The sequence below is a fragment of the Clostridium magnum DSM 2767 genome (assembly GCF_001623875.1).
Classification (GTDB): Bacteria; Bacillota; Clostridia; order Clostridiales; family Clostridiaceae; genus Clostridium_AM; species Clostridium_AM magnum.
The window spans coordinates 195,276-218,610 of the sequence record NZ_LWAE01000002.1 but is presented as its reverse complement, the minus strand read 5'-3'; the positions used below and the strand labels follow the sequence as shown (position 1 = coordinate 218,610).

The 23,335-nt window shown below is 32.8% G+C and carries 19 protein-coding genes and 1 riboswitch; of the genes, 5 read left to right on the top strand and 14 right to left on the bottom strand.

Features of this window, described 5'->3' with window-relative positions; all coding sequences use genetic code 11:
* Positions 1-466 precede the first annotated feature (466 nt).
* Positions 467-1,936 (bottom strand): amino acid permease, encoded by a 1,470-nt coding sequence (locus CLMAG_RS08650; RefSeq protein WP_066621070.1) that lies wholly within the window; start codon positions 1,934-1,936, stop codon positions 467-469.
* A 196-nt stretch (positions 1,937-2,132) separates the two neighbouring features.
* On the opposite strand from CLMAG_RS08650, the gene CLMAG_RS08645 reads away from it, so the two are divergent.
* Positions 2,133-3,734, top strand: a complete 1,602-nt coding sequence (locus CLMAG_RS08645) for a ClC family H(+)/Cl(-) exchange transporter (RefSeq protein ID WP_066621068.1) — start codon at positions 2,133-2,135, stop codon at positions 3,732-3,734.
* A 513-nt stretch (positions 3,735-4,247) separates the two neighbouring features.
* On the opposite strand, the gene CLMAG_RS08640 is transcribed toward CLMAG_RS08645, so the two are convergent.
* From CLMAG_RS08640 to CLMAG_RS08630, 3 genes are all read right to left on the bottom strand, one after another.
* Positions 4,248-5,843 carry an ABC transporter permease/substrate-binding protein gene (locus CLMAG_RS08640; protein WP_066621065.1) on the bottom strand — a complete coding sequence of 532 codons (1,596 nt, stop codon included), beginning with the start codon at positions 5,841-5,843 and terminating at the stop codon, positions 4,248-4,250.
* Positions 5,843-6,970 carry a betaine/proline/choline family ABC transporter ATP-binding protein gene (locus CLMAG_RS08635; protein WP_066621063.1) on the bottom strand — a complete coding sequence of 376 codons (1,128 nt, stop codon included), beginning with the start codon at positions 6,968-6,970 and terminating at the stop codon, positions 5,843-5,845. Before CLMAG_RS08635 ends, CLMAG_RS08640 begins: the two co-directional genes overlap by 1 nt.
* A 272-nt stretch (positions 6,971-7,242) precedes the next feature.
* A complete protein-coding gene (locus tag CLMAG_RS08630) occupies positions 7,243-7,878 on the bottom strand; it encodes a GntR family transcriptional regulator (protein ID WP_066621061.1) in 636 nt (211 codons plus the stop codon).
* 411 nt (positions 7,879-8,289) lie between these two features.
* A riboswitch (cyclic di-AMP (ydaO/yuaA leader) is annotated at positions 8,290-8,421 on the top strand.
* Between the two features lie 4 nt (positions 8,422-8,425).
* Between CLMAG_RS08630 and dapB the strand changes: the two genes are divergently transcribed.
* The 3 genes from dapB to CLMAG_RS08615 all read left to right on the top strand — a co-directional run bounded on the left by dapB (position 8,426) and on the right by CLMAG_RS08615 (position 10,699).
* Positions 8,426-9,241: a 4-hydroxy-tetrahydrodipicolinate reductase gene (dapB, locus tag CLMAG_RS08625; RefSeq protein ID WP_066621052.1), complete on the top strand. Its 816-nt coding sequence runs from the start codon at positions 8,426-8,428 to the stop codon at positions 9,239-9,241.
* Between the two features lie 382 nt (positions 9,242-9,623).
* Positions 9,624-9,995 carry a DUF4363 family protein gene (locus CLMAG_RS08620; RefSeq protein WP_082831854.1) on the top strand — a complete coding sequence of 124 codons (372 nt, stop codon included), beginning with the start codon at positions 9,624-9,626 and terminating at the stop codon, positions 9,993-9,995.
* A 32-nt stretch (positions 9,996-10,027) separates the two neighbouring features.
* On the top strand, positions 10,028-10,699 hold the full coding sequence (locus CLMAG_RS08615) for a DUF421 domain-containing protein (RefSeq protein WP_066621050.1): 672 nt from the start codon (positions 10,028-10,030) through the stop codon (positions 10,697-10,699).
* Positions 10,700-11,110: 411 nt separating this feature from the next.
* On the opposite strand, the gene CLMAG_RS08610 is transcribed toward CLMAG_RS08615, so the two are convergent.
* The 4 genes from CLMAG_RS08610 to CLMAG_RS08595 form a co-directional block, all read right to left on the bottom strand.
* Positions 11,111-11,302: a hypothetical protein gene (locus CLMAG_RS08610; RefSeq protein WP_066621048.1), complete on the bottom strand. Its 192-nt coding sequence runs from the start codon at positions 11,300-11,302 to the stop codon at positions 11,111-11,113.
* Positions 11,295-11,609 carry a cytochrome b5 domain-containing protein gene (locus CLMAG_RS08605; RefSeq protein ID WP_066621046.1) on the bottom strand — a complete coding sequence of 105 codons (315 nt, stop codon included), beginning with the start codon at positions 11,607-11,609 and terminating at the stop codon, positions 11,295-11,297. Before CLMAG_RS08605 ends, CLMAG_RS08610 begins: the two co-directional genes overlap by 8 nt.
* Before the next feature lie 209 nt (positions 11,610-11,818).
* Complete coding sequence (locus tag CLMAG_RS08600; protein WP_066621043.1) at positions 11,819-12,463, bottom strand: cupin domain-containing protein; 645 nt, start codon at positions 12,461-12,463, stop codon at positions 11,819-11,821.
* A gap of 76 nt (positions 12,464-12,539) precedes the next feature.
* On the bottom strand, positions 12,540-14,657 hold the full coding sequence (locus CLMAG_RS08595) for an AAA family ATPase (protein WP_066621041.1): 2,118 nt from the start codon (positions 14,655-14,657) through the stop codon (positions 12,540-12,542).
* A gap of 308 nt (positions 14,658-14,965) precedes the next feature.
* On the opposite strand from CLMAG_RS08595, the gene CLMAG_RS08590 reads away from it, so the two are divergent.
* Positions 14,966-15,670 carry a DUF421 domain-containing protein gene (locus CLMAG_RS08590; protein WP_066621039.1) on the top strand — a complete coding sequence of 235 codons (705 nt, stop codon included), beginning with the start codon at positions 14,966-14,968 and terminating at the stop codon, positions 15,668-15,670.
* Positions 15,671-15,864: 194 nt separating this feature from the next.
* Here CLMAG_RS08590 and CLMAG_RS08585 read toward each other — a convergent pair whose 3' ends face one another.
* The 6 genes from CLMAG_RS08585 to CLMAG_RS08560 all read right to left on the bottom strand — a co-directional run bounded on the left by CLMAG_RS08585 (position 15,865) and on the right by CLMAG_RS08560 (position 23,172).
* Complete coding sequence (locus CLMAG_RS08585; RefSeq protein WP_066621037.1) at positions 15,865-16,614, bottom strand: DUF554 domain-containing protein; 750 nt, start codon at positions 16,612-16,614, stop codon at positions 15,865-15,867.
* A 150-nt stretch (positions 16,615-16,764) separates the two neighbouring features.
* Positions 16,765-17,643, bottom strand: coding sequence for a LysR family transcriptional regulator (locus CLMAG_RS08580; protein WP_161486946.1), 879 nt, complete (start codon positions 17,641-17,643; stop codon positions 16,765-16,767).
* A 237-nt stretch (positions 17,644-17,880) separates the two neighbouring features.
* Positions 17,881-20,235, bottom strand: a complete 2,355-nt coding sequence (locus tag CLMAG_RS08575; protein WP_066621033.1) for a hydratase — start codon at positions 20,233-20,235, stop codon at positions 17,881-17,883.
* 170 nt (positions 20,236-20,405) lie between these two features.
* Positions 20,406-21,806: a CitMHS family transporter gene (locus CLMAG_RS08570; RefSeq protein WP_066621032.1), complete on the bottom strand. Its 1,401-nt coding sequence runs from the start codon at positions 21,804-21,806 to the stop codon at positions 20,406-20,408.
* A gap of 65 nt (positions 21,807-21,871) precedes the next feature.
* Positions 21,872-22,000, bottom strand: coding sequence for a hypothetical protein (locus CLMAG_RS34225; RefSeq protein ID WP_278330055.1), 129 nt, complete (start codon positions 21,998-22,000; stop codon positions 21,872-21,874).
* Positions 22,001-22,059: 59 nt separating this feature from the next.
* Positions 22,060-23,172, bottom strand: coding sequence for a 2-methylaconitate cis-trans isomerase PrpF family protein (locus CLMAG_RS08560; RefSeq protein ID WP_066621027.1), 1,113 nt, complete (start codon positions 23,170-23,172; stop codon positions 22,060-22,062).
* Between the last annotated feature and the right edge of the window lie 163 nt (positions 23,173-23,335).

Sequence of the window (23,335 nt, the reverse complement as noted above, 5' to 3'; positions counted from 1 at the left end):
ATTCTCATGATTTGTAAAAAAATAAGAGCCGCAAGAAATTATTATTCTTACGGCTCATAAATATATCAAATCCAACCCTCTATTACGGGAACGAAAAGTATATATTTTCTGAGTGAAAAAATAATTAACTTTCTTGCATAGGCACAACAAAAAAAAGCGGTATTATACGAACCCACGATTTTGTTATGCTTTGTAAAACTAGCAAGAAAAATTAATCATCTTTTCAACTCCAATCATCATATTTGTTTAGACTATACCATACTTACTTTAAAAATACAACAAGCAAATTTAATAAACTATTTTAGTAGTTCTAGTACTTCTTTACCATGAGAATCAGGCTTAACCTTTGGATAGACATATAATATATTACCTGCACAACCTAGGAAATTACAACAACTTCATCTATATTAAATCTTTATATAGATAAAGGGATATATTATTCTAATAAATACCCTTTTAGATAAATCTATTCTTTATTTCTTCTCTTTCTTATTGGTTTTACTTTGTCTTTCCTGTTAGTCTCTTCTGTTAGCTCCCTTGAGAACTCTGTTACAAACTTCCCGTGATACCTTTTAATATTCCTACTTGCATCAGTGGTGCTTTTGACTTGAGATCCACTGAAAAATTTCATTGCCACGTAAATTAATGAAAATACTGATACCATTGCAATCCCAGCTATAAGCCCTGATCCCTGCCCTGAAATAATTGGCATACTTAAGATGATTACAATTGTACCTATTAAAGCCAACCAAGAACTATAAGGGAATCCAGGCATCTGGCACTTTCCTTCTGGAGGACATCCATCCATTTTACGAAATCGTATATGAATAGCCAAAATTACGGCATATGTAAAGAGAAGAGCAAAGCCACCTGAACTTATCAGGAATAGATACATTCTTGGAAACAAAAGACCTAACCATAATGTTAATAGCATAGCAAAACCAGAAAAAATCATTCCCCGATAAGGCACATCACCCTTATCTTTCAACCACTTTGGCGCCTGATCCTCATCTGCCAGAGATCTCATCATTCTTCCAATTCCAAACATAGATGCTAATGAGGCAGAGAGTATAGCTGTCATAAGTACCAGATTCATAGCGGTACTAACCCATCCCATTCCCCATCTATTAAGAGCCGTTACCATGGGACTCATATTTTCTGTGAGGGCAGATGTTAGAACTAGAGGAAGCAAAGCAAGGGCAGAAAGTATATATAAACCTACAAGACCTAAAACAGTATTCCTGATTGCTTTAGGAATTGTTTCCTCAGGGTTAGCCGCTTCCGAAGCAGCTAATGCAATTATTTCAAAACCTGCATAGGCAAATATGACTATAAGCATACTTCCTGCAATTCCCTTTACTCCTCCTGGCATAAGCGGTTCTCTTGCAAGTTCCCCAATACCAATTGCCGAAGTCCTGGGGAATACACCCATAACTAGCAAGATTGATATAACAATGAAGGAGACTATTGCCAGTAACTTTACTGCAGAGAGGCTGCTTGCCACCTTGCTTATCCTTCTCGCTCCTAATAAATTAAGCAGAGTAACACCTATTATTATTAAGCTTCCCATTAAGGATATAGCTATGTTAGGAAACCAATTACGTATCAAAATTGAAACCGCAGTAGCTTCACTAGACATAGATAGAATCATTCCAGTCCAATATACCCAACCAACAACAAACCCAGTTCCTGGCCCGAAGTAACGTGCTGCCAAAGTACGAAAAGAACCAGAGTGGGGATTTGCCACAGTCATTTCAGACAAAGCATATAGTATAAAATAAATTAATATTCCTCCTAGTATATAAGATATTAGAACGACGGGTCCTGCCGCATTAATAGCTACGGCTGTACCAATAAAAAATGAACCTCCTATAACAGAACCCAATGCCATCATTGTAAGATGTCCTGCTGATAATCCTTGATGTTTTTTTTCCATAATATTATTTATCCTCCTTGACTATGTCCATATAGCAACCGATAATATTATCTCTCAAATCTAAAAATGCATTCTTACATTATCTATGTTATAATACTTATCGTAATATAGACATAAATTCCTAGACAAAAAAATCTTATGTATATTAATAGGAAGATATCTAGAATTTCATTGACTAAGATATGGAGATGCTTTTATGAATTTTTTAAATAACATTAATACGCATAACCCTAGTAACATACAAAAAACATTATCTCATTGGCATAGTTTCAGATTAAAAATAATAATAGAGAGCGTAATTGTAGGCTTTTTTGCTGGTTTAGTCGCCACCTTCTACAGATTTTTATTGGAAGGTGCAATAAACTTTTCAAGATATATATACTCTCTGCAACTAAAGAACACATGGATGATTCCTCTGTGGGTGTTGTTGGTGGTAATTATGGGATATATAGTTGGACTGGTTGTAAAAAAAGATCCTATGACTTCCGGTAGCGGTATACCACAGGTTGAAGGTATTTTAGTAGGAAAATTAAATATGAACTGGCTAAGTGTAATTGTAGGTAAGTTCATTGGAGGAGTTCTCTGCATAGGTGCTGGTCTATCTTTAGGAAGAGAGGGTCCATCTATACAAATAGGCGCCGCAGTAGGACAAGGTGTGAGTAGAATACTTAAGAGAATAAAAATCGAAGAAAAACTTCTTGTTACAAGTGGTGCTAGTGCAGGCCTTTCAGCTGCTTTTAGCGCTCCTTTGGCAGGCGCTATTTTTGCACTGGAAGAGGTCCATAAAAACTTTTCTCCTATAGTTATGACTTCAGCACTAGCAGCTTCCATTACATCCTCTTTTATTGCAAAACACTTTTTTGGTCTTAGTCCAATTTTTAATTTTCAACATCTTGGCCAGTTGCCTCTTGAAAATTATGCATACATAGCTATACTTGGTATTCTAGTTGGAGTCTTAGGTGTACTTTTTAATAAAATACTGTTAGGTACACAAACTCTATATTCAAAGCAAAAGTGGCTTCCGACAGAGGCACGTCCTATTATCCCATTTCTATTAGCCGCTGTACTAGGATTGTTTTTACCAGAGGTTTTAGGAGGAGGTAGTGACTTAGTTACTTCCATCATGAGCACCTCTTTCTCAATTAAGCTGCTAATAATTATTTTAATAATAAAGTTCTGTTTTACTATGATATGCTTTGGTTCCTCTGCTCCCGGCGGTATATTTCTTCCTCTTTTAGTACTAGGAGCATTAATAGGAAATATATATTGCGATGGGTTAAGCTATTTCTTTGGCTTTGATCATATGTATAAAGATAACTTTATAATTCTTGCTATGGCAGGTTATTTTTCAGCAATAGTAAAGTCACCTATAACAGGAAGTATTCTAATTACTGAGATGACAGGATCGTTTACTCACTTACTTCCAATAGCAATGATATCTTTAATTTCCTACATAGTAGCAGATACAATGAATTCTAAGCCTGTATACGAAGCACTCTTAGAAAGAATTTTAAACAAAAATAACAGCAACTTTGAAGGAGAAGATAAAACTAAAATAGTTATTGAGATTCCAGTATGCGTAGGTTCAACATTAGAAGGCAAAAAAATAAAAGATGTAACCTGGCCTGCTAAATGTTTAATTGTGGGAATTAGAAGGGGCGAAAAGGAATTTATACCTAAAGGAAATACAGCGATTTATTTAGGTGACTATTTAGTTATTCTTACCAGTGAGGATACCGCTTCAGCTTCAATGGATCATTTATTGAAATTGTCTGGAAGTGATGATATTAAACTTTAGCCCTCAAACTGATGATCATGTTGCAAAGGATATCTTTAATACTTTAGCTTAAAACCAGAAGAATACTTTAAATTCTCTTGTTATATGATCTACGCTATTTCTCATCTCTCTATATAGATTAAAAATAAACCTTCGTTTACTTACTCATAATAATCTTGTATAGATTTGATTTATCTACACCAGGAAGATTTTTCGATGATCCATCACCAACTGCACCTAGCTTTAATAATCCAAAAGTAACTAGGGAGCCTGCTGGAAAAGTATAATATTTAATACATTTGTTTTGTAATTGATTTATTCATAAGTAAATTAATCATATTACTGATAGATAAATCACACCCACAAGTTAAACTATGGTATTTATTATTGGCAAAAATGAAAAGTTGGTAAACACTTACCAACTTTTTCATTCGTAAAAATATATTTTTTGAATTTGAAATATCTGTATAGATTCTTTTGCTTTTCTGCAGTCCCTTTTTTATTACTACCAGTAATCTTATACAAGGAATCTATTTACTCTATCAACCCTTTATCTTTTAAGAATTCTTCTGCAATTAGTCTAGGATCTTCACCGTTATCAGCTCTATAATTGAGACTTCTCATATCTTCATCTGTAAACTTTCCTTCTAAACTTAATATCAAGGATTTAAGTTCCGGATATTTTTCTAATGTATCTTTTCTTACCAAAGGAACTGCGTAGTATGGAGGAAAGAAATTTTTATCGTCCTTAAGTAGCTTTAAATCAAATTTTTTTAACAGACCGTCTGTAGAAAAGGCATCCGCTACCTGTGTTTCATCACTTTCCAAAGAAGAATAACGAAGCCCCCCCTCTAATCCCTTTACAGTATTGAATTTTAAGCCATATTCTTTTTGTAGTCCAAGGTATCCGTCTGATCTATTAGCAAATTCCATAGTACTACCTAAGCTCATACTTGTGCTTACTTTACTTAAATCAGATATGGTATTTACATCATACTTATCTGCCAGCTCTTTTTTCATAGCTAATACATAGGTATTATTAAAACCTAAGGGTCTTAACCACTCCATATCATATTCTTTCTCAAAGTAATCTTTTACTATATCATATACTTTATCTGCATCACTTATTGAATCTTCTTTCATTATATTTACAAGACCTGTGCCGGTGTATTCCACATATAAATCTACATCTCCAGATTTCATAGCAGTAAAAAGTACATTAGTGCCACCTAAATTTAATTTTCTGTCTACCTTGTAATCTGTATTTTTTTCTATCAGTGATGAAAGCATATTACCAATAATTAACTGCTCATTAAAGTTTTTTGAGCCAACCACTATTGTTTTTTTACCAACCCCATTATGTGCTAGAAAAACAAAGGTAAAAAAAACTATTGAGAGAATTGCCGCCAAAACACTTTTTCGCCTTTTACTGCCTAACAGTGTAGTAATGCTCTTATAAGTTTTTTTATAGGACTTATTACTTGAAACTTTTATACCTTCTGGTATAGCCACATTTTCAATTTTTCCAATAATAAAGTCTAAAAATATAGCCAGAAAACATGCTGGGATTGCACCTGCTAATATCATATTATTATTGACAGTTTGTACACCTGAAAACACTAAATAACCTAACCCGCCGGCCCCTACAAAAGCAGCAATAGTCATAAGACCTACGGCGGTAACTGCAGATATTCTTATACCAGACATTATAATTGGCATTGCTAAAGGAAGTCGTATCTTCAATAGAATTTGCCTCTTGGTAAGTCCTATTCCTTCAGCAGCTTCAATTGTAGCCATATTTACATTAGTAAGTCCAGTAAAAGTATTTTTTATAATTGGAAGCAGAGAATATAGTACTACCATAGCGATTGCTGGTTTACTCCCTATCCCTAAAGCCGGAATTAAAAAACCTAACAAGGCTAGGCTTGGTATTGACTGTATGATGTTTGCTATGCCAATCACTGCAGAAGAAACTCTCTTTCTTCTGACTATAACCATGCCCAAAGGGATTCCTATCATTATAGATATTAAAACTGCAAACATAGTTAACTGTATATGCTCTACAAACAAACTATATATTTGAGCTTTTCTGTCTATAGTAAAGTCTAAAAAGCTATTAATTGTATTCATTAGGCACTCGCCTCCTTGTTAAGAAATTGACCACTCATCACCGATAAAAGACTACTTCTGGTAATAAGCCCCACTAAAACTGATTTGTTATCTATGACAGGAATATATCCTATACTATACTTATCCATTTTTTTAAGAACACTTAATATAGAATCTTCAAAATTCACTGTTATTACATTTGTCTCCATAATATCTTTTAGTCTGTTATTCTTATCCATGCTAGCTCTAATTTCCTTTAAGGTAATAAGTCCAATTAAATTACCTTGGTTATTTGTAACAAGCAAACTGTCTACATGGTTTGATTTCATTATTTCAACTGCCTGAAGAGTTGTTCTCTCAGCGCTAGATTTTATTGGCTCCTTTATCATAATATCCTTTGCTTTAATTAACTCTGGCTGATTCCATATTCTATTCTCACCAATAAATTCCCTTACAAATTCATTTGATGGATTTTTTAATATTTCCTCTGGAGTATCAAACTGTAATATATGGCCTTCTCCCATAATACATATTCTATCTGCCAATTTTATAGCTTCATCCATGTCATGAGTTACAAAAATAATTGTTTTCTTAAAATTTTGTTGAATATTATATATTTCATCTTGAAGCTGATTTCTAGTTATTGGATCTAAAGCACTAAAAGGCTCATCCATTAGTATTATTTCTGGACTCATAGCAAAAGCTCTTGCTATGCCCACTCTTTGCTGCTGCCCGCCACTTAATTCACTAGGATATTTATTCATATAATCTTTAGGATTCATGTCTACTAAATTAAGTAATTCTTCAACTTTTTTCAATGTTTCCTTACTATTCTTTTTCTCTATATTAGGTATTAAGGCTATATTTTCAGCTATAGTCATGTGAGGAAACAGACCAGTTTGTTGTATTACATACCCCATATTTCTCCTAAGCTTAATAGTATCTTCATATTCAAGTTTATTTCCGTTTATAAAAATTTCACCGGAAGTTGGAGTTATTAACTTATTAATCATTTTTAGCGTAGTAGTTTTTCCGCATCCACTTGGACCAACAAAGGTTACTAGTTCTCCTCTATTTATTGTTAAGCTTATACTGTCAATAATTGTCCTATCACTTATACGCATACTTACATTTTTAAACTCTATCACAACAATCCCTCCTTTTGTAAATCAACAACTTTAATTTAACACAAAGTTGTTACTTTGTAAAGGGCAATTTTCTGATGAAGTGTAAACTTGAATCAGATGAGGGTATTAGAGCGGGTAGTCATCGGATAAATAAGAAAAATAGAATCTCTAAAACTAACACTTTTTAAGAAAAATACGCTCTTAACTAAAGCTGCCTATTCTTAAAAATAAAGAAAAACAGATTATGGTGATGTAAAACTACCATAACCTGCTTTATACACTTTAAATAGAATTTATATATGACTTTCTTCATAAAGGAACTTTTTTATTCTATAATAGCTTTCTTCGTCACCTATTGCTATAAATATATCTCCTTCTTCGAATATAGCATAAGGACCCGGAGAAAGTATCAAGCTTCCTCTCCTTCTTATGCCTATTATAGTGGCACTTGTGTTTTGCCAAAACTTAGTTTCCGATATAGTTTTTCCAATAATATCAAGTCCTTTTTGTATTTCAAACTCAAAGGGCACAAAAGGATTAGTACTAGTAAATCTATTAGAATAGTCTATAAGTTCATTAATTATTCCATCGATTTTTCTTTCTAACGCATTTTTTTCATCTTGCAGCTCTAAAATCTCTTTTTTGAAAGAGTTCATAGAACCTATATCTTTAAATTTATCTATAAACTTCAAGCAGTTATCTACAGATTTGATTAGAATTCCACTGCCTTTTGTTACTTCTACGATATCCATATCATTCAAAAGTGTCATTGCTCTTCTAATCGTTTCAGGCGAAACATTATAGTGACTTGCAAGAGATGATCTGCCATGAAGCCTCTCACCTATGGAGAAGTCTCCTGATACTATTCTATTAGCTATGTCTATTGCTATTTTTTGATACACAGGTTTTATAACATATTTTTCTGACATTTTTAATTTACTTTAAGACATATTTTATCTTAAAGCAATTCCCCCTTTTCGAATGTTTTCGTTCTAAATATTTAAATACATGATTGCTTATGATTATATGAGTTAGTTAAACTATTCTGCAGTTTCATCATAACAGTCAAACAAGATAGCCTTTTACAGAAACTAAGGCTAAATGCAATATATTACTTTACTAAATCCATAAATAGTATAGGACAATATTAAGATTATGTAAATAATAATTTAACAATTTCTCAAAATTTGTAACAAAAACCTTTATTAGATACTGATTTACAAACAGATATAAAAAATTAAAAATTTGTACAAATTGTAAACTAAGATCAAATATCGGAATTTTAAAAATTACTTAATATTGACAACAAACAACTTTAAATATATAATCAAGTTGTTAATATTTAATAGACGCTGAATCTAAAAGAGCGGGGGAACCGTTTCCTAGGGGTGAATCTCAATTAATATTGAGTAGGGATAGACCTTCTGTCCGAATCCGTCAGCTAACCTCGTAAGCGTTAAAATGGAGGTATTTATTATGATTAAAGTAGGTTTAATAGGTTTAGGCAAAACAGGGCAACATATCGCAAAGGGAATTTTAGAACAGGATAATATGAAAATTGTTGCAGCTATATGCAGTCCAAATAGTACAAAAAAAGGAATGGATTTAGGTGAACTTCTAAGAAACTATAAAGCAGATGTAAAGATAAGCACCTCTGACGAATTAGAATATGTTATCTTTAAAACCAAGCCAGATGTAGTTATAGACTTCTCCAGTCCCAAGGCAACTTTAGAAAATGCTAAAATACTATCGAAAATGAAAGTTAACTTGGTTATAGGTACAACAGGTTTTACTACAGAAGATATTGATAAGCTTCAAAATATAGCTCATAAGTTTAACAATGGAATAGTATATGCACCAAATATTACCTTAGGTGTCAACGTGGTGATGCTTTTAAGTAATATTGCAGCCAATATATTAAGCAACTACGATTTTCAAATCACAGAAATCCACCACAAAAATAAAAAGGATGCACCTTCAGGTACTGCATTAAAGCTGTCCTATGAAATAGAAAATGGACTTGGAACAGCTGGAGTATACAATAAAGATATACCTATTCATGCAGTACGTGCTGGTGGCGTAGTAGGAAAGCATGAAGTTTTAATAATTGGTGAAGACGATAAAATAGAGATAAGCCATGAATCTTTTTCAAGAAAAGCTTTTGCACTAGGTGCTATTAGTGCCGTAAACTATATTTATAAAAAATCTGGATATTACGAGATGAAGGATATATTAGACCTTAAAAAAATACTATATGGGTACATTAATAATTTGGATAGTGCTCTAGGTTAAAAACTTCTCATTATTTTGTTTATCTTAATTAAAAAATATAAAATTGTAAAATTCATATGGTACTTTGTTAGTTTTAGTAAGAAATATATACATTATAACTAAGATAGATGTTTAGTAATGATGTATATATTTCTTTTTGCCCTTTTTTATTTTTAAATAACTAGCTGAACAGCCTTAGTTAAGTTATCAACCGTCTTTAACTTATGTTTTTAAAGAATTCCACTAGGTACAATTAATATGAAAAATAATAGTGTTAACATTGCTTTTTATATCTATTCACTATAGAATAATAAATTGCATTTCTAGTAATACTAACATAATGAAAATAATATTTTATGTATTTATTTTAAGCTAGATATCACATACTGGGGGTGAAAAATTAGTGTTTGATAAGATTGACATAAGATATAAACTAATGGCTGCTTGGATACTAGCATTCGCAAGCTTATGGATTATGTTTCATAATATTTTACCACTCAATATTATGAGTTATCAATTAAATAAAATTGAAGAAAATATCAAAAATGAAGACTGGAAAGAAGCTAATAAGTACACTTTTCAGTTTAAAAATACATTTAGTAAAAAACGATTTCTTATTCAGATGAATAATTCAACAGAAGCACTTACAACCTTTGAGCATACAATAGGTCAGTTAGAGACAACTGTAAAATATAATCAAGAAAGTGCTTTAGAATATATAGGAGCACTAAAAGAATCTTTAAATTTAGTTATAAAGCCTTTCTCAGGTCCTTAACTCCAATAGAAATTTAAAGATAGGAGGATACTATGTATACATTATTTACTTACTCTGCAAGAGTATTTTTAGTTTATTTTTTTACATACCTCTCCACGAGGATATTAACCAAAAAAGCTATAGCTGAAATGACAGCCTATGAAATGGCAGGTCTGATGGTTCTTGCAAATGTAGCTGCAGAACCTTTAGTAGATAAGGTAGTAATAAAATCTGTTTATGGCACTGGATTATTAGTAGTACTTATGCTTGTTGTCGCACGTCTAGCACTAATAAATAAGTTTACACCAATTTTTGAACACACAGCTACTATACTAATTGAGAATGGACAGATCAATATGAAAGCGTTAAAAAGCCTGAGCCTTACATTAAATCAACTTCAGGGTCTTTTGAGACAGCAAGGCTATGATAAGATGTCAGATATTCAAACAGCAGTCTTCGAGCCACAAGGAAATATATCTGTTTTCCCAAAGAGTGAAAATAAGCCTGTTACGCTAAAGGATTTGAACATTAACTCTACAAACAAGCCACTTACTCTACCATTAATATTGGATGGAAGGATTATCGAAAGCAACTTAAAACATATCAGTAAAAACAAGTCTTGGCTTCTGTCACAACTCAAAAAACAAGGAATTCAAAATTATGAAAATCAAGTTGCCTTAGCAGAGTTAGATTCTTCTTGGAAAATAATTATTTTTAAAAAGTAGTTTATATTACTATATAGTTCATTTGCACTTCATTGAATATCTCTCAATGAAGTGCAAATGAGCTATGTTCTATATAATCTCTCAGCTTTCTAGTTCTTTCAATATAAAGATTACATTTTGCTCTTTCATCAGTGGCAAATACCTCAACCAAAATTAGAGAAGGTTTGTCCTGGACTGTATAAACCAAACAAGTTTGATAGAAATCCAATTTTTTTACTATTAACGGTAAAGCATTTCCAGATACCACACCTATTTACATAAAATATGGGGAGATAATTAGACTCGTTTACGTAAAATAATATTGTAAATTTCTATGAAAATTAGACTTTATATAAAAAGGCTCTAACATTATATTTAATGCTAAAGCCTTTTTATTGAGTTATAAGTATTATGAAGTTTTATAATCTTCATTTAATAAACCATATCTGGGTCTTTTGCATTAAGAAGTGATATTCTGTTTCCCGAACATCCAGTCGCTTCAACCCATATGGCATTTAGCTTTTTAACTTCTCTATTTCTTAATTCATCTAATACCATGTTAGTTAAGTTACTTGCAGTAGTCTCTTTTTTCTGTACTACTGGACAAAACTCTTTTCTATTCAAGGCCTTTCCACCTCGCAGTTTTCAATACTCCAACTTTAGGTAGATTATTTAATATTTGCGCTGTCCTATGACATGACGTAAACTGCTCCGTTAAGTCTTTGCCAGCAGTTAGCCCAAAGTGAGTTCCTCCACCCCAAGCTGCTTGAATGCTTACATCATATACTATGCCTCCTACAGCCACATAAGCAGGTTTACCCCCGCTTCCATCATTTTGAGACAGTTCTTCTAACGTAAACTCCTTTTGCTGACTTGAACGCTGATCTCCTAGAAGTTCTCTAATAGTTTTGATATCGTAATAAATAGACATAGCAACCTCCTTATTATTCTCATACATAAAATATATGAACTCTAAGATTATGTTATTATTTTTTTGCCTTACTGATAGTTACAAGCTTCATCTTTAGCTGTATTAATGAAATTAGAAACATAAATACCACCCTATTAATTACTGCTATTATCATAAAATTAATAGGGTGGTATTATAATTATATTTGACAGGATAAAAATTGGTCTTAATTAGTGATGATTCTTTTCATTAGCTTCTGCATCCTCTTTAGTTACATGAACTGTACCATGTGGGTGTTGAGGCGGTGCATAGATAGCATATACCTTAAGTGGTTTATTCCCTGTATTTATAACATTGTGCCACGTGCCAGCAGGTATCATGATTGCAGAATCATCATAAACTCTTGCTTGAAAATCTAATGTACCTTTACTTTTTCCCATTCTAACAATTCCTTGGCCTTCTTCAATACGTATAAACTGATCAATATTGGGATGAATCTCTAAACCTATGTCATCGCCAACATTAATACTCATCAAAGTAACTTGCAGATGTTTTCCTGTCCATAATGCGGTACGGAAAGTTTTATTTTGCTTGCTAGCTTCATTAATATTAATTACAAAGGGTTGTGGTCCATAATCCTTCATTCTAGCTAAACGATCATCGTCAAAGGATTCTAAAGAGTCAAATTCTGAAACAGTATCTAGTTCATCCTTCAAAGAAATATCCTCGTCAGCAAAATATCTTGAAAAAGCCGGGTCATACATTGTTGTGTTAGCGAAGCAAGGGTATTGATAAGTATTATACATGCTGTCTAAATTACACATTGGTATTTGACCACAATAAGGATATGAATACATCCTATAATTATTATACATACTATTCCTTCTCTTTAAAGTGTTACCAAATTATATTATGTGCTATATTTTGAAAACGTGCTTGGATAAGTTTATTTTAGTTATCCCTAAATCCTATTATCTTATTTTCCCCCCTAGAATTGTTAATTTTATCAAGTATATCAACATCCTCATATAAAGCATTGACATCCTTTAATTTTATGCTAAGTAGACCTTCCCTTGAGAAACTATTCTCTTCACATATTCTCATAGAATGTTTAATCTTAAGTCTCTCCGCAATATTTCTAGAAACTCTTCCATTTGAAAAGTTTTTCCCAGCGTTACTGCAAATCTTTAAGAATAGCTCATATATCTTTTCGTATACACCAGACTCAAGTATATAATCCTTTCCTAGAATCTTGAAAAATATTTCGGTTAAATCTTTTGCATCGTAATTTGGAAATTCAATTTTGTAGGGAACTCTTTCCTTAAGTCCTGGATTCATATTCATAAAAGTCTCCATTTCCTTAGGATAACCAGCCATTATAACTATAAACTTATCTCGATTATCTTCCATTTCTTTTACCAAGGTTGATACTGCCTCATGACCAAAGTCCACTTTATCCTCTCCACCAAAAATACTATAGGCTTCATCTATAAAAAGAATCGATCCTAAAGCCTCTTTTACCTTTTCCCTCACCTTAGGTGCAGTCTGTCCTACAAACTTTCCTACGAGACCTTCACGACTTACCTCATGAACCTCTCCTTTTTCAAGTATGCCTATTTGTCTAAATATTTTCCCAAGTATTCTTGCTACAGTGGTCTTTCCTGTACCTGGATTTCCTAAAAAAAACATATGATAACAATTATTTCCCTCTGCTACTCCTATCTCTCTTAATTTCTTTTTTATTCGTGTATTTGCTGCTATCTCTTTTATTCTTTTCTTTACCTCATCAAGTCCTACAATTTCATTTAACTCGTCCCATATATCCTTTTTTATTACATTAGTATCATCTTCTACTGCCTTAAAATCTTCTACGGTTAAAATATCATAAGTCCCATTTAAGTTCATCTCATTCAGCCTGAACAGTTTTTCTACCCAGACCTCATCAATTATCTTCTGGATAGTCCTTATATTTTGAAAGTTTCCCATTTCCTTTTCAGTATCTATTATGCTTCGAAAATATTCCTTTGCCTGTACATCTAACTGAAATCCATCATTATTCAGAAGTTTGTCTGTAATTTTAAATAGTTCTTCATCTGTATAAGGCTTAAAATCAATGTGATGACAGTTTACTTTACTTTTTATTTTTTCTAAAAGACTGTTTAACTTTAATCCGTCTCTGCAGCTATTTATAAATACAAATATTACTTTCCCTCTAAACTCCCATAGTATGTCCATAAGTTTATTGAAATAGGCTTCTGTATCATCAAGATATCCCGTTACATCAATTGCTACTATTCCATAATCTTTAACTGCCCTAAAATGTCCAATTTTACTTTCTCCACCTGTCTCAGAGGCTGCAGGTCTTTTGTATTCTATAACACTAGATGAATTTAAAATGCCTAGTTTATTAAGATATTCTGCCATAAGCTTTAATATAGAGGTTATGCCCATTCCTTCATCAATAGTAAACACATAATGATAGGGAAACATAACTTTTGTATTGAACTCATTTTTTATTTTCCTGCTGTAATCAGCAAACCTGGCAATAGCTTTCATCTCATTTTTAAACTCTTGTAAGCCTACAATATCTTTAAAGATTGAAAAAGCGCCATTGAGATTAAGTTTGCTATCTTCCTCTTCATTACAGCAGCTTTTTTCCGAATTCAGAAACTTCTCATAATCCTCAACGTTTAATAAAGGGCTCTTAATGTCACTGATCTCCTTTAACATATATACACAAACTTCTCTTTCTATTCTACTAATCATAAGGGTCTCTACCCTTTTCTCCAGTTCTATATTTTCATTTGCTCTAAACCACTCAAATCTATTATCACATAATAATTTCTTAAAACTTTCTACAACTATTGTATTGTCAGTATTCTTATTTACCCTTAAAAAACAACTCAATTTATTATTATCAATATCATATGGAAATACACTGTTGTCTTCATTTTCTAAATTAAATTTATGGGCACAATCTCCTATTCCCTTAACGTGCTCACTTAACTTAAAGTTATTAGTTAACGGTAGCAAAGAAAACTCTAAAATTATCTCATAATATAGATACACTAACCAACACTCCCATCCGTAAATTAACTAGTTAAATTAAAATTTCCAGTCTATTCTTTTATCGTAATATGAATTTTTACGATGGTTCTATTGTACTACTACACATGTTTACTGCAACATTTTCTTTTTTTCAACCTGAAGTTGTAACCTTATAAAAAGTTTATTATATATACAGTATATTGGTTAATGCAGCTAATTATTTGTAAATACCTTTTCTAGCCTAATAAATTAAGAAAAAATAATTTTTTATTATTTATTGGTTAAAATAACATAAGTGTTAAATCTTTGGAATAAAGGAGGTATATTATATGAATTTCTTACAGGGTCAGGAAGCGCTTACCAACATTGAGTGGATTCTTCGCGCTATTATTGCTTTTTTCTTTTTGCTTACTGTTGCAAAACTCTTAGGACAGCGTACCATCTCCCAATTAAGACTCCTTGATTTTGTTATTGCTTTAGTAATTGGAAATATTATTGCCCATCCTTTGTCTGATGAACATCTTGGTTTAAAAGGGTCCATCATATCAACAATTGTATTAGTAGCTCTATACCTTTGTAGTATATTCAGCATTCTTAAATTTCCATCTTTAAGAAGACTTATTAATAGTTCACCAATTACAATTGTACAGGATGGAGAAATTCTTTATAAAGGGTTAAAAAAAGCAAGAATATCCATTGATGTTTTAATAGAAGAATTGCGCCAGCAAAAAATAGATGATGTAGAAAAAGTTTCCTTAGCAATTTGGGAAGCCGATGGAAACATTTCTGTTTTTTTGCATCCAAAATATGAACCAATTACTCCTTCAACCTTACAAATAGAAACAGAATCTTTTAATTTGCCAAGGATAATTATTAAAGAAGGCAGAATTAATTTCAAGGAGCTAAAACAAACATCTAGGGATGAAGGCTGGGTTGTTTCCAACTTAGAAAACTTATACCAAACTGAGGTAAAAAACGTTCTGCTCGCCACCCTTGATAACAAAGATAACTTAAAAGTTTTTTTATATAAGTAATCTCTTAAGGCTTAAACATATCTATATTATATATGCAGATTTGCTTAAGCCTCTTTGTCTTGAAAAATCTCATTTACTATTAATACTTTCAATTATGGGGACTATCTCCCCCTGAGGTTATCACACATAAATCCTCTCCTACTAAAAAAGCCTTAGCATTAATCTTTATTGTGCCTCTTTCTACAGTTAAATTACTAGTGTATAAAAGTAGTCCAAAGATGTGATATTGGCATTACAAGAATCAACCCTGGTATCATATTAGCTACTGGGAAAGCTTTTATACCACTTATACGAAGACCTGTAGCTAGCATAATCATACCACCCAAAGAGGTAAAATCAGCAATTAACGCTGGTGTAGTCATTGGTAATATAAAAGTTGCACCAAAGAATAATGCCATTAGTATAATGATTTGTGGAATACAAATAAATCCAACTAAATATCCAAGGCTTGTTGCAAAAATTCCAGCTGTAAAGAAATCAAGGATTGACTTTGTAAGTAGGATTGAGTGGTCTCCTGTCATTCCTTCATTTAATGCACCAAATATACCAGTTCCACTGGCACAAAACAAGATTAATATTCCAACAAACTTTTCCATAAAAGCATTTTGGTTATCTGAAGTAGCTGCAACCTCTACTTGAGCAGCACTTGTTTTCTTACCTGAAAATAATTTTTCGATAGGTCCTCGAGCACTTTGAGCCCACTTTCCGATTTTTTCTTCTAATCTAATTAATTCACCAATGGCACTTCCAAGGATTAAAGCTAATATAACTGCAGGTAGTACTTTTAATTTTACTGTATAAATTACTCCCATTCCCATTGACGCTGCGCCAAAGGTTAGAGGCAACGCTAAACGTAATCTCTCTGGTATCTTATCTCCTAGAAATGCTCCAATCAAACCTCCGAAAAGCACTGAACAGGCGTTAACTATTACTCCAATAGGCATTGTTATTTTCCTCCTTAAAATTACATCAATTATCGACATCAATTTGCTTAATTAGACTTTATTTTATTATAGTTTACTATGCTCCTTTGGAACAATTCATAATAAGAAAGGATATATTCCTCATTGGAATATATCCCTTCTTATAGAAAATTATAATTTGTTATTCTTAACCCATTCCTTAGTATATGAAGTAAACTTTTTTACCGTGTCAGAAGGTTTCTTATGTGGTAATGATACTAGGGCAATAGTAGTACTAAACTTCCGACTTAGCTCAACAATTTCTATATCTTGATTATTAAAGAAATCTAGTACTCTTCTCATCAATAATGACACACCTATCCCCTCGGATACAACTCCAATAATGGTTTCTATCCTGCTATACTCATACAAAACATGTGGCTCAAAGCCCGATGTTTTGCATGCTTCCACACAAAGGTCATAAATACCAGGACCGGAGTCTAAAAATATAAAGTTCTCCTTAGAAGCTTCTGATAAATCTATACATGACTTTTTAGCAAAAGGATGACCCTTTGGAACCATCATTATTAAATCATCATCTATGAGTGGATTTACTTTATAAGTATCTCCTGGTAAGGCAATGGTACGAATAAATGCTAAATCTATTTTTGAGGCATCAAGTAACGCTAATATTTCTGGACTCCTGTCCTCAATAATATTAATATCAATATCGACATGTTGCTTTGTAAATCTTACTATTAAAGAGGTTATACCATACTGACTCATTACCGGGATTGTGCCTATAGTCAACTTTTTTTTATTCTTCTCCTTATACGTGTTCATTTTTACCTGCATCTCATTATATGACTGAATAATTCCATCGGCAAAATCAAAAAATTCACTTCCTGCTTCCGTAAGCTTTACGCTTCGTGCACTTCTTTCTAAAAGCTTGACCCCCAATTCATTCTCTAAAGCCTTAATATGCTTAGATAAAGAAGACTGGGATATGCAAAGCTCTGCTGCAGCTATAGTAAAATTTTTGTACTTTACAACTTCTAAAAAAAACTTCAATTGCTGGATTTCCATAGCTACTCCTATCTATTCTTTTTTAGAATACATTATACCAAACTATATTGGAATAGTAAAAGTAGCATTTGTACCTTTTCCAAGTTGACTTTGTCCTTGATTCATCAACTCTATAAAATCTATCAAGGTCTGACTCCAATGTAGCATTGAAAAGCCAGACCTTAGTGAAATAAATTTTTATTTTATACTTGTGTATTTAATAAAGTACAGTTCATATAGTCATTATTTTGAAGCATTATAATTAATTAAAGATCCAGCCAAAATAATATCTTTTTCATCATTAGTTAAATTCTTTAACTGAAGTTTGATCTTTCTATTACCTTTAATACTTATAACTTGAGCTTCCATTTCCTCAATGCCTTCTTTGATTTTTTCCTTTATTCCTTCTACAAATATATAATCTCCAACTTCAAAGTTTAAGTCTTCTGATTCTGGAATCGTAAATGGAATCATCCCCCAGTTTATAAGGTTACTTCTGTATCTCTTTGTTGCATATTCTATAGAGATGTTTCCAAGACCACCTAATACCTTTTGGCAAGAAGCTGCTTGTTCTCTTGCAGATCCGTCTCCAGGTTTTACAGCAAATATAGTGCTTCCAACACTAGTATTTTTAACAAAGTTATCTACTTCTTCTGCTGTAACATTATCTTTTCCTATTATCTCAGCTAGTATAGCTCTAGTTTCCTTAACGTCTGCATCCCCATTTCCCTTTATAAATGCTTGTCTATTTTTTTCTAACTCTCTAGTTGCTTTTGCTCTTCCTACATATTCAGGATCCCTTCTACTTAAAGTAAACTCTGAAAGCTTATTAGGATCTGAACGATAAGATGAAGTTTCTCCTGATGGTATAAGTTCATCTGTAGTAGTAACAGGATCATGAATTACAGAAACCATTTTTAATAGTACATTATCTTCTAATGCATACATTTCTGGCCAATCTGCTATGCTAGGGCCATACTTTAATTCTGCCTCAGCATTACCCTTGTTAAAACTTTGGTTTATTCTATTTTCGTATACCTTACGATCAAAGTTGTAAGTTGGCTCAGCATCATCAAAGTCTATTTCAGTAGCTGGTGTTAAATAACCACCATTTAAAGCTGTAGCTGCAATTGATAAAGCATCCATAAGAGCTACAGAAGAAATTTGTCCCACTCCTGGCTTTGAACCTTCTCTATTTGGAAAGTTTCTTGTAGTATGTCTAATACTAAATGCATTGTTTGATGGGGTATCTCCTGCACCAAAGCATGGTCCACAGAAAGCTGGCTTTATTATTACCCCTGATTCTGTTAAATCTGCTAAAGCACCGTTCTTTAGAAGTTCTAAATATACTGGCTGGCTAGCTGGATATACATTCATATTGAAATAGTCATCTCCAGTTGAAGCATTCTTAAGTATTCTTGCAGCCTTGTATATATTTTCAAAAGTTCCACCAGAGCATCCTGCAATAATTCCTTGATCAACTTTAATTCTTCCGTCTACAATTTTATCTGTAAGATTGAATTTAATCTTTGGGTTATCAAGAAGCTTAATTGCCTCTGCTTCTACAGCTTTAAGTATTTCTTCAGGGTTTTTATTAAGTTCAGCTATAGTGTACACATTACTTGGGTGGAAAGGAAGAGCTATCATAGGTTCTACCTTGCTCAAATCTATTTTTACTAGTCCATCGTAGTAAGCTACAGTTCCTGGAGCCATCTCTTTGTATGCCTCTGGACGTTTGTGAACTTCAAAGAATTCTTTTACTTTTTCATCTGTAGTCCATATAGAACTTAAACAAGTTGTTTCTGTTGTCATAACATCAATACCGTTTCTGAAATCTACAGAAAGGTTTGATACACCTGGTCCTACGAATTCCATAACCTTGTTCTTAACAACACCCTTTTTGAATGTAGCACCTATTATTGCAAGGGCAACGTCTTGAGGTCCTACTCCTTTGCGAGGTTTTCCTTCTAAATATATAGCTATAACTTCTGGACGAGGAACATCATAAGTTTTGCTTAAAAGTTGCTTAACTAATTCTCCTCCACCTTCTCCAATAGCCATAGTTCCAAGTGCTCCATATCTTGTGTGACTGTCAGATCCTAAAATCATACTTCCACATGAAGCCATTTCTTCTCTCATATATTGATGTATAACTGCTACGTTAGCAGGTACATATATTCCGCCGTATTTTTTTACTGCAGATAATCCAAATACATGGTCATCTTCATTTATAGTTCCACCAACTGCACATAAGCTGTTGTGACAGTTAGTTAAAACATAAGGTATTGGGAATTGCTGCAATCCACTTGCCTTGGCTGTTTGTATGATACCAACAAAAGTAAGGTCGTGAGATGTTAATGCATCAAATTTTAATTTTAGATTTTCTGAATCTCCTGAGGTATTATGCTTCATAATGATATCGTACGCCATAGTGTTCTTACTAGCTTCTTTGGGATTTACTAACTTATCTAAATCAACAGGGTTTTCTCCCTTTTCTTTTAACACACGAGCTAAATCTTCTTTTGAAATTTCATTCTCAAAGCCTATTATACTTTCACCTTTGTATAGATAAGCTCCTTTTTCAATAACTTCTACCATTTTTTATCCTCCAATTTTTCTTACCTTAAATAATCTCTCTTTATCCGATGACTACCCGCTCTAATACTCCCTCTTCTTCAAAGCGTACGTTGCGAGCGGCTATGTCCCTGGATTCGTTCAACTAGGAATCAGGTGGGATTGAAACCCCATCTGATTCAAGTTTCACTTCATTAACGAATTGGAATTGCTCCAGTTATTATTGCCATAAATAGATGTATAAAGAACAGTGGAAGTGCCCATTTAAAGAATGCCTTCTGATAATCTGCAAAGTTAACTTCTGTTCTTTCAACAAGTACATATAAGAATGCAACCAATGGGCTACAGAATCTTGTTGCTTGTCCTATAAGGGATGCAACCCCAACCTCTACAGGTGTTGCTCCGTAAGAATATGCTATTGGAGCTATAACAGGAAGTATTCCAAAATAGAATGCATCATTTGGCAAGAAAATAAGTGCTGGTAAGGAAACTAATGCAAGGAATAAAGGTACATAAACCCCCATTGAAGAAGGTATTATTGAAACAATGTGATTTGCTATAGCAGCACTCATTCCACTACCATTCAATACTCCCATGATTACACCAGCTCCAAACACAAGGCTTACAGGACCTAATGCTTCTTCACCATTTGCAACAAGTCTCTTTGCTTGAAGTCCTGGATCCTTGTAATTAACCATTAGTGCAAGTGCTGTTGCCACAAGGAATACAACTCCACCATCCATAACATCCATAATTAAAAGAGTCATTACTCCAATTGTAAGTACAAGGTTAAACCAGAAAAGCTTTGGTCTCTTTAACTCTTTGTTACTTTCTTTTAATTCATGTATTATCTCATTAATATCATGTTCATTTACAGCTAATGCAGTAGCTGCTACTTCTGCATTACCGCCATTTGCTTTTAAATTACTTGGATGATAGTTAAGCCTTTTTCTTTCCTTCATTCCAAGGTTCCATGCCATATATGTTGCATATACAAGTGCTACAAGAATTCCAGGTACTACTGGAAGGAAAAATTCTCTTGCTCCAAGATTAAGTACAGGCATCGCTCTTGCCATTGGACCACTCCATGGAACATAATTTAAAATAGAGTTTGGTATAGCTATGAGCAGTGCCAGATAAAGCTTATTCATCTTGAGCTTCTTAAATAACGTTAGTACGGATGCTGTTACGATAAGAACAGTTGTAGTACCGTCTCCATCAAGAGAAACTACCATAGATATAAATGCTGTTGCAAGACAAATTCTAAGTGGATCACCTTTTGCCATTTTTATAAGTCCGATACACATAGGTTCAAATAATCCTACATCTAACATAATACTGAAGAATAAAATTGCAAATAATAGTAATACTGCAGTTCCTGCGGTTCCTGCTTTAACTTTACCACCTACTACCTTGTAGAAGAGACCTTCTTTTATCCACTTAAAGGCATCAAGAATTGGTACACCTTGAACAAGACATACTATTATTCCAAAAGTCAAAGAAATCATTATCAGCCCTACAAAGGGAGAAATTTTCTTTGTAAGAAGAAGTATCATAAATACAATAATCATTGTATATCCTAAAAGTGCTAACATATTCTCACCTATTCATTATCATAGTAATCTGTACCAGTCATGATCTTTTTAGCAATTCTATGACCTTAAACAGAATTAATGATAATACCTTTCCCATTTTTTTTATATTTTATTGATAAATCTATTATTCCATCACTATGCTCAATTTTTAAGTCACTTTTTATGGTTTTAGTTCCTAATAACCTATTATACATTTGGCAACTATTCGCCAGCAATACTGTATACTTGTATTCTAGTATACCTGTATACAATTTTATTTATATGTTTCTCTTGTATAAACATAGCCATCCATTATTTTTCTTGCTGTTCTCACAACCTTTACACATTCAACTCTTCCATCCTTAACTTTAGCCACTGTTTCCATTATGCCTCCTGGATGAGCAATCCTTATTTTATCATCTCCTTTTTGTATTAATTTATTTACTAAAGTCCCTTCGATACTTGCAGCTGCTGTGGTACATACTGCACCTGTTATTGCAAGAGCTCTATGGGGCTTTTGCATTGACATCATTCTAATAACTAAATCCATATCTTCCTTGCTTCTTTTGCTTCCACTTAAATCTATATATTCAGCAGGTGCTGATACTAGTGTAGATTTTGGTACTGCTGGAGATTTTTTTGTTGCTTCTTCTTTGCTTGCAAAGCCACACATCTCGGCAGCTATAGAACGTACTTCTTCTATTAACTTTAAATTTTCCTCTGTAAGCTCATCTGGTAACTCAGTACCCTTTAAGCCAAGATCTCTAGCATTTATAAATACTAGCGGATTTGCTGAGTCTACGATGGAAATATCAATCTTACCTATTGACGTTTCAATATTATCTATTACATTTCCTGTAGGCAATAACTTTCCAGTAACGGCGCCTTCAGAATCGTAGAAAGAAAGATAAATTGGTGATCCTGAATTAGGAACTCCCGGAATATAAGTATCTCCATCTATCTTAGCTTGTCCATTCTCGATTTCAACTTCTGCTCCTATTATCTTATTTGTATTAGTATTTAAAATTTTAACTTCTGTTATAGGATTAGTAATTTCTACAAGACCTTCGTTTACTGCAAAAGGCCCAACCCCTGCGGAAATGTTTCCACAGTTTCCTTTAAAGTCTACAAGCTTGTCTGTTAAACTAACTTGAGCAAAGGTATATTCGATATCATATTCTTTATTATCTGATTTTTTTATAATTGCTACTTTACTTGTTAAGGAATTCGCTCCACCTAACCCATCAATTTGCCTTGCATCTGGGCTGCCCATAATATCTAAAAGAAAATCACTCCACTTATTTATATCCTTTGGCATGTCTTCAAACTTTATAAACACCCCTTTGCTTGTACCAGCTCTCATAATTGTACATGGTATTTTTTGCATTATACATCCTCCTTTAGGAATACCTAATACTAAGTAATTACTTAGCGTATTTCCTATCATTTTTAATTCTTCAAATATTTATTTATATATATTTAACGCATACAAATATACAATCCTTATACTGTATACCTGTATACAATTTATTGGTTAGTTATAATATATC